Consider the following 14,844-nt stretch of genomic DNA (forward strand, 5'->3'; position numbering starts at 1 on the left):
TGGGGCCGGCACGTGACCTCCGTGCCGGCCCCGAGGCTGTTCTCGGAGGTCATGGACGCATTCGGGAGCCCTTCAGTCATCCCCGCCCCGGGGCTGGCGGTACTGGTGTGGCATGGTGGGAGACGTGGTGAATCCGGCTGACAAGCTTTCGGGCGCCACCGGCCTTGGTAATCGTTCCGGCCGGGGCGGTGCGGGTCAGATGGGTGCCGTCGGGCTGCACCCGATCGACGCGGGGCTCCCGGATTCGGCACTTCAGGTGCTGGCGGGGGTCGAGGCTGCGCTGCGGGCCGATGTCGTCAGCGCCGACCCGTTCGTCACCGAGGCCGCCCGACACCTCCTTGACGCCGGGGGCAAGCGATTCCGCCCGCTGTTGGTGGCGCTCGGCGCCCAGTTCGGTGATCCGACTCGGGAGCAGGTGGTGCCAGCGGCCGTGGTGGTGGAGCTTACCCACCTGGCCACGCTTTACCACGACGATGTTATGGACGAGGCGCCGGTGCGCCGGGGTGCGCCGAGCGCCAACTCCCGGTGGACGAACTCGGTGGCCATTCTGGTCGGTGACTATCTCTTCGCCCGCGCCGCGGATATCTCGGCCGACCTGGGCACCGAGGCTGTCCGACTGCAGGCGCGGACTTTCGCCCGGTTGGTGCACGGCCAGATCGCGGAGACCGTGGGGCCGCGTCCCGGTGTGGACCCGGTGGCGCACCACCTGCACGTGATCGCCGAGAAGACCGGCTCGTTGATCGCTACCGCGGCACGGTTCGGCGGGATGTTCAGCGGGGCCAGCCCGGCGCACACCGAGGCGCTGGCTGGTTACGGTGAGACCATCGGGGTGGCCTTCCAGCTCTCGGATGACCTGCTGGACATCTCCAGCGAGGCGGAGCGCTCCGGCAAGACGCCCGGGACCGATCTCCGCGAGGGCATCGCCACCCTGCCGGTGCTGTATGCCCTCGCCTCGGACGACGCCGACGCCGCGTCGGTGCGGCTCCGGGACGTCCTGGCGGTCGGTCCGTTGACCGATGACAACCTGCATGCCGAGGCCCTTGGACTGCTCCGGGAGAGCCCGGCGTTGAAGCGGGCCCGGGAGACGGTCCGGAGCCGTGCTGAGGAGGCGCGCGCGCAGCTTGCGCCGTTGCCGCCGGGTCCGGCCCGACAGGCGCTCGAAGCTCTCTGCGACCAGATCGCGGACCGGAGCGGCTGACGTATCTATCGGCGGTCCGGGCGCCGATCGGGCCGGCTGACGCATCTCTGCGCAACCCGGTTCCCGGCCCGCCGGCACCACCACGGTGTCGGATGGTGTCCTGTGGTATCCACGCACCCCTCCGCGTCAGCGTAAGGTGATCATTTCATCACGTGCAGTGGATGACGATCTAGTGTTCTCTGCCCGAACAGGCGTTTCCTGGCGGTCCTGAATTTCATATGGTGTAAGTCCCCGGCTGCGGAGGTGGTTGTGCGTGACCCCCTGGCGGAGCCTTCGGACCTCATCCGAAGTGTGTCCCGTGCGCTACGAGTGCTCGAATCAGTCGGTCGTGCCCCGAAAGGGCTGACCGTCAAACAGATCGCGCGACGGTGCGAGCTGACCGTGGCAACCACTTACCACCTCGTCCGCACCCTGGCGTACGAGGGCTACGTGATCCGGCGCGAGGACGGCACGTACATCGTGGGCCTGGAGGTCGCCGACCGTTACCGGGAGCTGGTCAGCGCCTTCCGCGGACCGTCGGCGGTCGGGGAGTCCCTGCGACGGGCCGTCTTCGACACCGGCTACAGCCATTTTCTGGGGCGGTTCGTCGGCGGCCAGGTGGCCATCACGGCCGCCACTGAAGGCCTACGCTCCCCCTACCTGGAGGACCTGGTTCCCGGCTTTGACGAGGGGGCACACGCCACCGCCCTCGGCAAGGCGCTGCTCGCGACGCTCACGACCGAACAGCGACTGCGCTACCTGCGGGAAAGCGGCATGCGCCCGTTCACCACCGGGACGCTGACCACCATCGAGGCGTTCGAGGCTGACCTCGTGGCGGGTGAGCGACGGGGGATGCAGCTGGAGCTGGGGCAGTACCGGCCGGGGGTGGCCTGCGCGGCGGTGTTGGTAAGTGGTGACAAGGACGTGGAGCGCCGGATGGCGCTCGCCTGCGCCTTGCCGGCCGGCGAGATGATGACCTCCGCCCGGGTCATTCGCGCGAAGCTGCTCGCGACTGCCCGGGGCATCGCCGACAGTCTCGTCCACGAGACCTGACTGGATGCGGGGCTGCGGGCCGGCGGCAGCAGGAAACGGGCCCTCTCCCGGATCGGGGAGAGGGCCCGTTCGCGCGCCCCTACCAGGACCGAGGGGCAGTGCAGAGGTCAGCTGCCGATCGGGCCGCCATCCAGGCGCCAGGTGACGACCACGCCCGGCTTGGCGTAGTCACCGTCCGGCCAGGTGGAGGCGGGGTTTTCGATTGAGGCCCCGGAGATCTCCCCCGGGTGCTGCACGGCCACGAAGACCGAACGGTTGTCGCCGGTGATGAAGGGGCCACAGGTCTCCGCGCCGGTGGGCACGGTGAGGAACTGCTTCAGGTGGCCCCGCTCCGGGCCTTCGATCGGCGTCGCGAAGAGGCCGTCATTGCTGCCCAGCGCGTTGCCGTCGGTGGAGATCCAGAGGTTGCCGGTGGCGTCGAAGGCGAGGTTGTCCGGGCAGGAGATCGCAGAGACCTTCGTCTTGTCGTATCCGGCGAAGTAGGTCGAGGAGTCCGCCGGGTCGCCGGCGACGATCGGCAGCGACCAGGCGAACTTCTCAGCCGAGTTGTCCCCGTGCTTCTCGACCAACTCCAGCACGTGGCCGTGGCGGTTGGCGTTACGCGGGTTCGCCTCGTCGGCCTTCGGGTTGCTGTCGACTCCACGCCGGGAGTTGTTGGTGAGTGCAACATAGACCTTGCCGGTGTGCAGGCTGGCCTCGACATCCTCGGGCCGGTCCATCTTGGTCGCACCGACCTGGTCCGCGGCGAGCCGGGTGAAGGTGAGTACCTCGGCGGCGGTCATGCCCTCGATGTACGAGCGGTTGCCGCTGACCAGCTTGATCCACCGACCGCCGCCGTTGAACGCGCCGTCGCTGGGAAGCTCACCGGAGCCGTCGATCTCGTCGGCGCTGGTGTAGTCCAGCTTGGCGACGTAGAGGGTGCCCGACTCCAGCAGGGTCAGGTTGTGCTCACGGGCGCGCCAGGAGCTGCCCTTCTTGAACTTCTTCTCCGACACGAACTTGTAGAGGTAGTCGAACCGCTCGTCGTCGCCCATGTACGCGACCACGTGTCCGCTCTTCGACACGATGACGTTCGCGCCCTCGTGCTTGAACCGGCCCAGCGCGGTGTGCTTGCGCGGCCGGCTCTCCGGGTCGTACGGGTCGATCTCGACGACCCAGCCGAACCGGTGCGCCTCGTGCGGGTGCTGGGTCAGGTCGAAGCGCTCGTCGGCGCGGTCCCACTTCCGGTTCCCGCTCGGGTAACGGTCGGTGGTGTTGACGCCGTACCGGGCCAGGCTCGGCTTCAGCTCCTCCGGGGCACCGTCGCCGCCAATGAAGTACTGGTTGAAGTTCTCCTCGCCGGAGAGCACCGTGCCCCAGGGGGTTACCCCGCCGGCGCAGTTGTTCAACGTGCCGATGACCGTGCGCCCCTTCGGGTCGGCAGCGGTCTTGAGCCAGTCCGAGCCGGCGGCTGGACCGGTCAGCTCGAACTTCGTCGTCCCGGCGGTCACCCGACGGTTGTACGGCCGCTTGCCGGACCTGACCGGGCGCCACTCACCGGTGCCCTGGACCCGCTCCAACTCCACCACGGACATGCCGTGCGCGGCGATCGCGACCTTCAGCTGCGCGACGCTGAGCGAGTCCATGTCGGTGAAGCCGGGAAACATGAGGTTCTCGTTGGTGTACTCGTGGTTGACCACGAGCAGGGCCTTGTTCCGGCCCAGCGGTAGCACGCCAACGAAGTCGTTGTTGTAACCGAACTGCTGGGCCTGCGCCTTGGCCGTCTGCTTGTGTAGGTCGAACGAGGGCGCGCCCGGCACCACCTCGTCGCCCCAGCGGATGATCACCGAGTGGTCGTAGCCGTTCGGCACGATGAAGCTGTCCAGGGTGTTCGGTGGGACCGACTTGAAGGTCAGCTTCCCGTCGCCGACGCCACCGGGCGGGGCGGCGAACTCGGTCGTCTCCGGCGTCACCCCAGCGGAGGTGGCGGCGCCGGCAGCGGCGCCGCCACCGGCGAGCACACCGGCGCCGCCGAAGCCCAGGACCAGCGCACCAACCGTGCCGGCGCGAACCATGCCGCGGCGGGAAACCTCGGCGTCCACCAGGTCGCCGAAGTAGGTGTTGTTCGAGGTGTTGGGCACCGGGTGGTCACAGGCGTTACCACACCGGTAGAGACAGGTCATCGCGTCACGACTGCCGTGGCGGATGGAGCCGAGCAGCGGGAGCAGCCGAGGGCGGTCGCTCATGTGGAGGGGCCTCCTGGTGTCGATGGCGCACGCCGCGGTCAGCGAATGGCGTGCGTACACGCCGGAGGCTAGGAGGAAACTATTGCCGTCAGTCTGCAGCAATGTGAACCAAAGCTGAACACCCCGGATTGGGGGTCACTCCGCCGGAGCACCGTGCCCGCCGCCCCGATACACGTACCGATCGGGGCGGCGGGTAAACGCGGCTAATCGCGGTCGAAGATGGCGCCGAGTAGCCAGGTGACCACACCGACGAAGAGTGCGCCGAGGACGGCGGCCGGCCAGAACCCGTCAACGTGGAAGGGCAGTCCGGCCTCACCGGCGATCCAGCTGGTCAGCTGGAACAGCAGACCATTGACGACCAGCGCGATCAACCCGAGGGTGAGGAGGTAGAGGCCGCAGCCCACAGTCTTGATGATCGGTTGGAGCACCGCGTTGACGACGCCGAAGATTGCGGCGACGAGGATCAGCGTGGTGACCGTCTCGGTGGCCGAATCCGCGTCCAGCGTGATGCCCGGGATGAGGAGCGTGGCCAGCCAGAAGGCGGCCGCGGTGATGCCCAACCGGATTAAGAGCCCTTTCAGGAAACCCATGGCGGAGAATGCTGCCACGGACTGTTCTTCCAGGGAAGGCTCGGGTCCCGTCCGCCGCGGAGAGAACGGCCTCGAACCCGTGGGTCTGGGCCTCCCCGCCCCCGGCGCGAGCATCGCGAGTGGGGTCGACGGAGAAGCGGTGCGTGGGGTGGGACCGGTTCCGCGACATCGACCGACTCCGGATTGTGTCGATGCCGGAGCGGGGTGTCATCGCTCGCAGTGGTCCAGTATGGCCAGCCCGTTATGATCTTGCGGCACCTTGTAGATTGGATCCCATACGCCTGCGCTATCGCCGGGAGGAGGGCTGGCCTTGACCGACTGGGAGCCGGCCACCGAGGTAGAGGTAACGCTGCGTGACGCATTGCGTGCCAATGACCAGCAACGATACTTTCGTGTCCTGGCCCGTACGGAGCTGTTGCTGCCCGTCTCCGCGCCAGCGCCGGCCGGTCAGGCGTCGATGAACTGGGGCACCTGGAGCGCCGGCGGCCGAACCCACGTGCTGGCGTTCACCTCGGTCGCCGCGCTGCGCGCCTGCCTCGGCGAGCACGCGGGCGCGAACCGCCGAGCCGCCTACGCTGAACTAGTCGACCATTGGCCCAACCACGAGTGGTGGCTGGCAGTCAACCCGGGCCTGCCCATCGAGGGTTATCTGCCGGCCTGGTATGTCGCCCAGCTCTCCCGTGGCGATGTCCGCCTACCCGGTCGCACGATGGGTACTCGGGCCCGGGTGCAGCATGACGAGACCGACTCCCGGCCTCGTCCCTTCGAACGCTGGGAAGCGGAGCCGGCCGCCGGGCCGAAGGGGCAGGACCGCGCTCCGCGGGCTGGCCGAACACCCGAGGGCGTCGCCCCCCTGCGCCCGTCAGCATCCACGTCGTCCCCGGGCGCGCCGCTGCGAACCCCGGCCGACCTGCGCGCGGCCGCCCTCCGGCGGCCGGTGATGGACGCTGGCCGAGTCACCGGTGGGGACCCGGTGGCACCCCGCCAGGCTCGCCCGCCCGAACCCGGCCCCGCCGACGGAGCCGCACCCCCGAGGGGGCAACCCCGGAGCCTCCCCGAGCAGCCCCCCGGTCGCCGGTCCTTCTTCGAACCGGCCGCGGCCCGTAGTGACCGAGATGAGCGGAGGTCGCGCCTGACCCGGGGCGCCCAACAGCTTCCGCGCCGGCAGCCGGTCAGTGAATCGTCGCCGGCCACGTCGCCGATGTTCTCGGCCCGACCCACGACCCGGGCCAACCAGGACGGCGCTGCCCCGCCCGGCGAGCCAGCATCCGGGCCGGTGGCAGCCGAGGACGCCCGGACCGTCCGTTTCCCGGTGCCCGACCCGGCGACCCTCCGACGGTACGCGCGCCGCACCGCCGCGGTCCCGCCCCGGCCTACCTCGGCGGAGTCGGAGCCGACCCCGGGCACCGAGCCGGCCTCCAGTTCGCCACCCCAGCGAGCCCTTCCTCCGACGGTGATCGAGGGGACCGTCGTCGAGTCCCGGAACCTGACCGCCACCGGCTCGGACGATGCGTCGGCGACTATGCCGATATCGGTGGCAGCGGGTGCGGTCTCGATCGGTGGCGACGGCGCGGTCCCGGTCGGCGGCGCCCCGGTGCTCCCCGCCAGTGCCGATCCAGTCGAGCCCACGATGCGAATCACCGTGGCGGACGTAGGTGACCCTCCCCCGAGCTCGATGTCATCCCCGAAGCCCGCCCCGAGCCCGAACCCGGCCTCCGTGCCGCCGGACTTCGTACCGGCCAATGCGGTCGAGGCGGACCTGGTCACGGCGGCCATCAGTGGCAACACCGACACCTTCCTGTCGACGCTGCTGCTGGCCCAGGTGCTGCTTCCGGTGGCGACCGAGTCGGCACCGGGTAGCCGGCCCGGTGGGGCGGGGTTCGTCTGGCAGACCGAGGAGCAGGACGGAGCGGTCTCCGTGGTGGTCTACACCTCCTCGGAGCGGCTTGCCGAGCACACCACCGGGACCGTCGAGACCATCCGAGTCCGCTTCGTGCAGCTCATCCAGCATTGGCCGGACCGGTCGTGGTCCTTCACTGTCAATCCGGGAACCCCGATCGGCACGAAGCTGCCCGGCGAGCAGATCGTCGGGCTCGCCAACTGGGCGGTGGAGGTGGGCCTGGGCGAGGATCGGCCGGAGCCCGAGGCGGCACCGGCCGCGTCGGCGCCGGCGGACCAGCCGGCACCGGCGGACCGGCCGCGTTATCAGCCGCCGAGCCCCGAATCCACGAGCCCCGTCCTGATGCAGAAGGCGGTGGCCGCCAGCCAACTCGCCTACTACCTGGAGCGGGGGTACGACCGCGTCTCCGGTTTCGTGCACCGGGCTGGCGAGCTGGCACACCTGACCACCCCGGCTCAGCTCTACGACGCGCTTGGCCTGGGTTACCCCGGTTCTGCCTTCGAACGGAGCGCCGAGAAGATCTACGTGCTGCGGTGGCCGGCGTTTCGGCCGAACCTCTACCGCATCCCGTATGGCGGGCAGAGCGAAGCCGCGATGCAGGCCATGGAGGGCTGGGTGATCGAAAAGCCGCCGTTCCGCGGCAACGGCTTCGCTCCGAGCGAGAGTAGCGACGTCGTGGCGGAGTTCAAGGTCGACAGTGCCCGGCTGCCGCACGGCACGCAGCTGTGGCGGATCGGCGCGGACGGCACCGAGCGGCTCGTCGCCACGTTGGATGTTGACGCACTGCGGTGGCGACAGGCGGGTGACGGGTGATCCGGGACGGGTACGTGGCGCGCTGGCGGGACCGCGAATACCAGGCCAGCCCGGACGGTGGTGAGGTCCGGTTGTATCAGCGCGAGCCGGGTGCGGGCTTCACCGAAGTACGCCCGGGCCGCTACCTACGCGTCGTACCGGCCGCCGAGGTGGACGAGCTGATGTACATCCGCACCGCCTGCACCTGGCAGCGGCAGCCGTTCATCGTGTTGGGCGAGCACGACCGTTGGCTGCGGGTCGAGTACACCGGTGGGCGCTGGCCGGTCGCCGAGGCGATGGGTCTCGAGGCGTTCGACTACGGCGTCTACCAGGGCTGGGCACCGGCCGCGGAGGTCCGCGACCTGCGCGAGGTTCGCGTCTAGCGCCGGTCAGCTAGGACTTCGCCCAGCGCAGGATCTCGCCGAGCACGATCTCCGGGGCCTCGACGTGCGGGAAGTGCCCGACCCGGTCGAGCAGGCGCCACTCGTACGGCGCCACCACGTACCGGCCGGAGCCTTGGGCGGTACGCGGCAGGACCGCCCGGTCGAGGGCGCCGTGTAACTGGAGGGTCGGCGTGACGAGGGGCTTCTGCATGAGCCGAACGAAGCGGTAGCCGTGCAGCCGTAGCGCTGACCGGAAGGCCCACCGGTAGCCCTCCAGAGCGCAGAAGGCCGCCTGCGGGATCTGCATCGCCGTCCGGCACTGGGCCGCGTACGCATCGAATTCCGGGCTTTGCACCCAGTCCGGCCCGCCCCAGCGCCGCAGGATCTCCGCTACCGCCGCCCCGTCGTCGCGGGTCAGCACGTGCTCGTAGCGCGGCAACTGGAACACCAGCGTTGGCGTGGAGGCAGCGAACTGGCCACGCGGATCAGCGAAGATGGCAGCCCGTAGCCGGAGTGGGTGCGGGGCGCCGAGCACCACCAGTCGGCGGACCAAAGTCGGGTAGAAAGACGCCGCTGTCCAGCCCAGGAGCCCGCCGGCACCGGAGCCAACCACGGTGGCGGAGCGCTCGCCCAGCGCCCGGATCAGCCCGGCGACATCGCCGGCCAGGGTGTAGCCGTCGTATCCCCGGGGTGGCTTGTCGCTCGCGCCGTAGCCGCGTAGGTCGACCGCGACTGCCCGGAACCCGGCGTCGGCGACCGCCGGTAGCATGTCGTGCCACGCCCACCAGTGTTCCGGAAAGCTGTGCAGGAAGAGCACCATCGGGCCGGTTCCGGCCTCGACCACGTGGAACCGGCTGCCGTTGGCGCCGACGAACCGGTGCGTCCACGGCCCCTCGGCGAGGACACAGGACTCGTCCAGGGCCCCGTCGTGCTGCTCGGTCATGTGCCACAGCCTAAGGCCCGGGGCACAACCGGGCCGACGTGGAGCGGAGCGGGCCGGTCGCCGAGCCGCTGTCGGGGCCGGGAGCCGAGCCGCTGTCGGGTGGGGCCGGGAAGGGCGATGCCCGGGCCGGTCACCGGCCCGGGCATCGCCTTCGTGTGGTTCTCGTTACTTGAAGCGGACCTTGATGGAGGTGCCCTTCTGCTTGAGCACCTCGATCTTCGTGCCGGTCGCGGGGAGCTTCACCCCGTGGTTGGGCAGCTCCTCGTACCAGTACTGCTTGGTGTCGTCGAAGAGCGGCTGTGCGGCCTGGCCGCGAATGCGGTGCGGCTGGCTGTCGACGTGCAGCGTGAACGAGTCCGCCCGCTTAAGGCTGAACGGCGCGTCGTACACCTGGATCCGGGACCGCCACAGCTCGCCATCTTGGTTGTAGAGCGGCTGCGGGCGCGAGTCGATGTAGAGGTTGCGGCCCTCACCCGGGTGCACGAACGTGTCGTTGTCCGCCCACCGGGTGTTCCAGTAGGAGATCAGCAGACCTTCCTGGTACGCGTAGTGGTCCACCCAGTCCGGGCGGGTGTTCGCGTACCCGAAGTGGTACGGCCCGGTCTTCAGGTACTTGTCGTACGAGACGTACGACCGGTGGCCGGCGATGTAGTAGTTGTCGAAGAGCCGGGTGTAGGTCTCGTCGACGATGTCCCAGCCAGCCAGGTTCCAGCTGCCGGCACCGGTCTCGCCGCCGTCGTTGAGGACCGGTTGGCCGTCGGCCGTGACGGTGATCTCGTCGCCGTAGAAGCCGCCCTCGGAGACACCACCGTCGGTCTGGTAGCGCAGCCGGAACTGGACTGACTTCCCAGCCTGGGCATCCATCGGGAGGGTGATGTCGACCCACTCGTCGTTGCTACTACCGTCCAGGGCGAACCGTCCGACGGAGATCTCCTTGAACGGCGTGCCGTCGGCGGTGCCGGGCAGCGGCGTCCAGGTGCTACCGCCGTCCTCCGACACCTCGAAGAACAGGTAGTCGAAGTCGGCCTCGATGCTGTATCGACCCTTCATCGTCAGGGTGGCCGACGACTTCCCGGTGAGATCCAACGTCCGGGTCATCGTGTTGTTGAGGTCGTCGGCGTCGCCGGAGAAGAACTGCTTCGTGCCGGCGAAGGGCGCACCGCTGTCGAAGTCGTATTCCCGCTGCGGGAGCACGACCACGGCGGCCTGCGGCCTCTTGGAGTTGTACTCCTGCGGGCCGAGGGTCATGGTGCGTTCCTCGCCCGCGGTCACCACCTCGTAGTCGAGCCAGCCGAGTTGGAGCTTGTTCCAGGCACCCAGGTCACCGCCGCGCTCGCCGATGCCACCGTCACCCTTGGCGCCGAGTCGGCTCTGGGCCATCAGGGTCCAGTGCTCGTTGTTGTTGTCGCCTCCACTGACCACGTTGTAGTCGTCCGGCAGGCCGAGGTCGTGCGCGTACTCGTGGTAGAAGACGCTACGCCCGCCGTTTTCCGGCTGCATGGTGTAGTCGCCGATCCAGAATCCGGTGTCGCCGATCTGGGTACCACCCGCCGGGAAGTTCGCCGGGCCGGTGCGGCCCTGGTCGGACGCGAACGCGTACCACCGGTGGCTCCAGATCGCGTCCTCACCCTGGTGCGGGTCACCGTTGGCCATGTCGCCACCGGAGTGGACGATCTGGAAGTGGTCGATGTAGCCGTCCGGCTCGTTGAAGTTGCCATCCGAGTCGTGGTCGTACCGGTCCCACTGGTCCATCGCCCGGAGTTCCTCGGCGATCTCCGCGTCGGTACGGCCGGCGGCCTTCCGGTCGGCGACCCACTGGTTGGCGGCGTCTCGCACCAGGGACCAGACGTTGGTGCAGACCCGGCCTTCGCAGACCGCCGGATCGTCGCCGTTGGCGTCGGTCGGGTCGTCCAGGGAGCGGCCGTAGCGAGCGGCGTTGTACTGGACCTTGACCCAGTCGGTGACCGTGCCCTCGACGCTGTACCGGCCCGAGGACTGGGCCTCGAAGTACTGCTTTACCGACTCGTCGCCGGGGTTCTCGCCGAAGTACAACGTCCGGAAGTAGTCGGCACTGTAGTCCGCCTGCCAGCTTGTGGAGTTGTCCAACGCCCGGTCCGGCTCCGGGATCTCGTTGTGTAGCGGTCCGTCGAAGCGCGCCGGCCCCGGCCAGGTGGGGGCGGTGTCCTGATCCGGGTAGGACGGATGGCGCTCATCGCCGTACTCGGCCAGGATCACGAAGATCTGGTCCGTGCTCTCCCGGGAGAGTTCGACGTACTGGTCCTTCTTGCCGCGTTGACCACGGGCGGTCGGGGAACCACCGTCCGTCTCACCGACCTTGACGACAGTGCTGCCGTTGACTCGCTGCGATGTCGCCTCGCCGGAGAGGACGCTGCTCAGGCCCTCCTGGCGCAGTGCCCGTCGCTTCTCCTCGAGCGGGTTGGGCAGGTCATGGTCAACATGGGCGGGCTCTGCGGCTGAGGGAGCCGATGTCGGCTGCTGGGGCTTCGGCGCGGCGCTGGCGGATGGTCCGACCGCCAGTCCCGTTGCCGTCAGCGAGAGCCCGAGTAGACCCACTGCGACTTTGCGCACGCGGTACCTCCGGGTGTGAAGTAAAACCGGCCCAGCGGGGGCGTGGGCCGGTGCGACGATCCCATGGATGGGACCACTGGTGAAGATAGACATCGTTGCTGATGAGGGGAAGACCGTCCGGACACTTTGTTGCAAGAAGTTGTTGGTAACGCGTTCCAACGTCATACACCTGCCGGCCAGCTGAGCCCCCCGCGCAACCGGCCGGCACCGCCGGTGCGGTCCGGCTCAGTCCTCGCCCTTACCGGCGCCCATGCCGGTGGCGATGAGCTCCATTACCGAGGAGTCCTGCAACGTGGTCACGTCGCCCAGGGACCGGTTCTCCGCCACATCCCGCAGCAACCGTCGCATGATTTTGCCGGAGCGGGTCTTCGGAAGCTCCGGCACGAGCATGATCTGCCGTGGCTTCGCGATCGGCCCCAACGTGCGCGCGACATGGTTACGCAGGTCCGCGATGAGCTGAGCGCCCGCCGTCCCCTCGGTTTCGGCGCTGCCTCGGGGGATGGCGAAGGCGACGATCGCCTGCCCCGTGGTCGGATCCGTCGCGCCGACCACCGCCGCCTCGGCCACCGCCGGGTGCGACACCAGGGCCGACTCCACCTCGGTGGTGGAGATGTTGTGCCCGGAGACCAGCATCACGTCGTCCACCCGGCCGAGCAGCCAGATGTGGCCGTCATCGTCCTTCTTGGCGCCGTCCCCGGCGAAGTAGACCCAGTCGTCGCCGACACCCGCACCGGCGCCGAAGCGCGACCAGTACGTCTCCACGAACCGGTTGTCGTCGCCCCAGATGGTCCGCAGCATCGACGGCCACGGCTCCCGAAGCACCAGGTAGCCACCGCCGCCGTCGGGGACCGGCTGACCCTGGTCGTCCACCACGTCGCCGTTGATCCCCGGTAGCGGGGTCATCGCCGACCCCGGCTTGGCGTGGGTCACTCCGGGTAGTGGGGAGATCATGATGGCGCCGGTCTCGGTCTGCCACCAGGTATCCACAATCGGTAGCTGGCCCCTGCCGACGTGCTGCCGGTACCAGATCCAGGCCTCGGGGTTGATCGGCTCGCCGACGCTGCCCAGGAGGCGCAGGGAGGACAACTCGAATCCGGCGGGGATCTCCTCACCCCACTTCATCATCGTGCGAATGAGAGTCGGGGCGGTGTAAAGGATCGTCACCCGGTACTTGTCGACCAGCTCCCAGAACCGGCCCCGGTGCGGGGTGTCCGGAGTGCCCTCGTACATGACCTGGGTGGCACCGTTGGAGAGCGGGCCGTACACGATGTATGAGTGGCCGGTGACCCAGCCGACGTCGGCGGTGCACCAGTAGACGTCGCTCTCCGGTTTGAGGTCGAAGACCCCGTGCATCGTGTACGAGGCCTGGGTCAGATAGCCGCCGGTGGTGTGCAGAATCCCCTTCGGACGGGCGGTGGTGCCGCTGGTGTACAGGATGAACAGGGGATGCTCGGCGTCGAAGGCGGTGGCCTCGTGCTCGACCGACGCCCGCCCGACCGTCTCGTGCCACCAGCGGTCCTTCGCCGACCAGGCGCATTCTTCGCCGGTGCGGCGGACCACCAGTACGTGCTCCACCGACGGGCAGTTCGACACCGCCTCGTCAACGGTCGGTTTTAGCGCGGAGGGCCGGCCCCGCCGGTAGCCGCCGTCGGCGGTGACCACCACCTTCGCCGCGGCGTCCTGAATCCGATTTGTCAACGCGTCGGCGGAGAAACCGCCGAAGACCACGCTGTGGGTGGCGCCGATCCGGGCGCAGGCCAGCATCGCCACCACGGCCTCGGGCACCATCGGCAGGTAGATCGCCACCCGGTCGCCGGCGGTCACCCCGAGCTCGGTCAGCACGTTCGCCGCCTGGCAGGTCAGCTTCAGTAGCTCCGCGTAGGTGATCGTCCGGGTGTCACCCGGCTCGCCCTCCCAGTGGATCGCGACCCGGTCCCCCCGGCCGGCCTCGACGTGCCGGTCCAGGCAGTTGTACGCCACGTTGAGCTGACCACCGACGAACCACTTGGCGAACGGCGGCTCCGACCAGTCAAGTACCCGGTCCCACGGTGTCGTCCAGGTCAGGCGCTGGGCCTGCTGCTCCCAGAAGGCCAGCCGGTCGGTGTCCGCTGTGGCGTACGCCTCGCTGGTGACGTTGGCGCTCGCGGCGAGCTCGGCCGGCGGTGGGAACTGGCGCGTCTCGTTCAACAGGTTGGCCAACGCCTCGCTCATGCCTGCTCCCTCGTCGCTCGGGGTGACCTGCGTCTCGGTGCAGAGGTTAGCCCGCCCGGCGGACGCAGGCGACTGCCGAGGGTAACGGATCGCGCCGAATGGAGCCTCCCCCGCGCCGGACGGCGTGGCCCGGTGGACGGCGTGGCCCGGCGGACGGCACGGCACCGGCGGGCGGTACCTGTGGTCCCGATAGCGTGGTGGGGTGACCGATGACCCACTCGCTCCGCTGCTCGCCCTCGCCGATGTCGCCGCTGCCGTGGAGCGGACCCGCGAGCGCTTCGACCAGGCGCTGCAGCACCGCGCCCTGCGCCGGCACGGCGGTCAGGTGGCCGCGGAGGTCAGCCTCCGCTGCGCGGTGGCCAGCGCCGCCCTCGAGGGGTACGCCCACGATCGCGAGGAGGTCCGTGCCGGCACCGTCACCGAGCCGGTGCTGCAGGGCGCACTGCGGGTCGCCGGTGCACTACCCGGACTGACCGACCTCTGGCCGAGGGCGCCCCGGCAGGCGCTCGCGAAACTGCACGTGCTCGCCGCGCGGGAGCTGGTGCCGGAGACGGAGCTGGGACGCCCGGTGCCCGATGCGGTTGTGGCGGCCCGGCTGGACGGGTTGGCCGCCCTGGTGGCCGGGGGGAGCGAGGCGCCGCCACTGGTGCTCGCCGCGGTAGTCCACGGCGAGCTGTTGAACCTGCGGCCCTTCGCGGGCCCATCCGGCGTGGTCGCCCGTGGGGCCGCCCGGCTGGTGCTGATGTCCCGGGGGGTTGACCCGCGGGGCCTGCTCGCCGTGGACGTCGGCCATCGGGAACGGGAGCCGGAGTATGTGGGCTCGGCCGGGGCCTTCGCCACCGGAACCCCGGACGGGCTTCGCTCGTGGCTGCGGCATTATCTGAGCGCCGCCGAGCTGGGCGCCGACCAGCTGACCGGGATCGGCGATGAGGTGCTCGCCGCGGCCCCGTAACCCTCCTCGCCCGACTTGTTCGAGCCCGA

10 protein-coding genes are annotated in these 14,844 nt (G+C 69.5%); 5 read left to right on the forward strand and 5 right to left on the reverse strand.

Translation table 11 applies throughout. The features are described 5' to 3' along the window. Positions 1 to 112 precede the first annotated feature (112 nt). Both AC1UKG_RS21315 and AC1UKG_RS21320 read left to right on the forward strand, forming a co-directional pair. Positions 113 to 1,198: a polyprenyl synthetase family protein gene (locus AC1UKG_RS21315; RefSeq protein ID WP_018814403.1), complete on the forward strand. Its 1,086-nt coding sequence runs from the start codon at positions 113 to 115 to the stop codon at positions 1,196 to 1,198. Positions 1,199 to 1,447: 249 nt separating this feature from the next. Next, positions 1,448 to 2,230, forward strand: a complete 783-nt coding sequence (locus tag AC1UKG_RS21320) for a helix-turn-helix domain-containing protein (protein ID WP_018814402.1) — start codon at positions 1,448 to 1,450, stop codon at positions 2,228 to 2,230. A gap of 107 nt (positions 2,231 to 2,337) precedes the next feature. On the opposite strand, the gene AC1UKG_RS21325 is transcribed toward AC1UKG_RS21320, so the two are convergent. Together AC1UKG_RS21325 and AC1UKG_RS21330 are read right to left on the reverse strand one after the other, a co-directional pair. Continuing rightward, a complete protein-coding gene (locus AC1UKG_RS21325; protein ID WP_018743835.1) occupies positions 2,338 to 4,455 on the reverse strand; it encodes a PhoX family protein in 2,118 nt (705 codons plus the stop codon). Positions 4,456 to 4,658: 203 nt separating this feature from the next. Then, positions 4,659 to 5,045 (reverse strand): phage holin family protein, encoded by a 387-nt coding sequence (locus tag AC1UKG_RS21330; RefSeq protein WP_018743836.1) that lies wholly within the window; start codon positions 5,043 to 5,045, stop codon positions 4,659 to 4,661. A 310-nt stretch (positions 5,046 to 5,355) separates the two neighbouring features. Between AC1UKG_RS21330 and AC1UKG_RS21335 the strand changes: the two genes are divergently transcribed. After that, positions 5,356 to 7,758, forward strand: coding sequence for an SseB family protein (locus AC1UKG_RS21335; protein ID WP_026325287.1), 2,403 nt, complete (start codon positions 5,356 to 5,358; stop codon positions 7,756 to 7,758). Then, positions 7,755 to 8,120, forward strand: coding sequence for a hypothetical protein (locus tag AC1UKG_RS21340; RefSeq protein WP_018743837.1), 366 nt, complete (start codon positions 7,755 to 7,757; stop codon positions 8,118 to 8,120). The genes AC1UKG_RS21335 and AC1UKG_RS21340 overlap by 4 nt, the downstream gene beginning before the upstream one ends. 10 nt (positions 8,121 to 8,130) lie before the next feature. On the opposite strand, the gene AC1UKG_RS21345 is transcribed toward AC1UKG_RS21340, so the two are convergent. The 3 genes from AC1UKG_RS21345 to acs all read right to left on the reverse strand — a co-directional run bounded on the left by AC1UKG_RS21345 (position 8,131) and on the right by acs (position 13,863). Next, positions 8,131 to 9,063 (reverse strand): alpha/beta fold hydrolase, encoded by a 933-nt coding sequence (locus AC1UKG_RS21345; RefSeq protein ID WP_018814400.1) that lies wholly within the window; start codon positions 9,061 to 9,063, stop codon positions 8,131 to 8,133. A gap of 165 nt (positions 9,064 to 9,228) precedes the next feature. Continuing rightward, the gene (locus AC1UKG_RS21350) at positions 9,229 to 11,637 is read right to left on the reverse strand and encodes an immune inhibitor A domain-containing protein (RefSeq protein ID WP_482643167.1); all 2,409 of its coding nucleotides are present in this window, start codon (positions 11,635 to 11,637) and stop codon (positions 9,229 to 9,231) included. A 240-nt stretch (positions 11,638 to 11,877) separates the two neighbouring features. Next, positions 11,878 to 13,863: an acetate--CoA ligase gene (acs, locus tag AC1UKG_RS21355; protein ID WP_482643133.1), complete on the reverse strand. Its 1,986-nt coding sequence runs from the start codon at positions 13,861 to 13,863 to the stop codon at positions 11,878 to 11,880. A 202-nt stretch (positions 13,864 to 14,065) separates the two neighbouring features. On the opposite strand from acs, the gene AC1UKG_RS21360 reads away from it, so the two are divergent. Continuing rightward, positions 14,066 to 14,815: a Fic family protein gene (locus AC1UKG_RS21360; RefSeq protein WP_482643132.1), complete on the forward strand. Its 750-nt coding sequence runs from the start codon at positions 14,066 to 14,068 to the stop codon at positions 14,813 to 14,815. The last annotated feature ends 29 nt before the right edge of the window (positions 14,816 to 14,844 follow it).

It is taken from the genome of Salinispora sp. CH2A1_6 (assembly GCF_056820975.1).

Excerpts from the sequence above, each read along its gene's own strand:
- AC1UKG_RS21315 (WP_018814403.1), top strand. The coding sequence starts at position 113 with ATGGTGGGAGACGTGGTGAATCCGGCTGACAAGCTTTCGGGCGCCACC.
- AC1UKG_RS21325 (WP_018743835.1), bottom strand. The coding sequence starts at position 4,455 with ATGAGCGACCGCCCTCGGCTGCTCCCGCTGCTCGGCTCCATCCGCCAC.
- AC1UKG_RS21330 (WP_018743836.1), bottom strand. The coding sequence starts at position 5,045 with ATGGGTTTCCTGAAAGGGCTCTTAATCCGGTTGGGCATCACCGCGGCC.
- AC1UKG_RS21345 (WP_018814400.1), bottom strand. The coding sequence starts at position 9,063 with ATGACCGAGCAGCACGACGGGGCCCTGGACGAGTCCTGTGTCCTCGCC.
- acs (WP_482643133.1), bottom strand. The coding sequence starts at position 13,863 with ATGAGCGAGGCGTTGGCCAACCTGTTGAACGAGACGCGCCAGTTCCCA.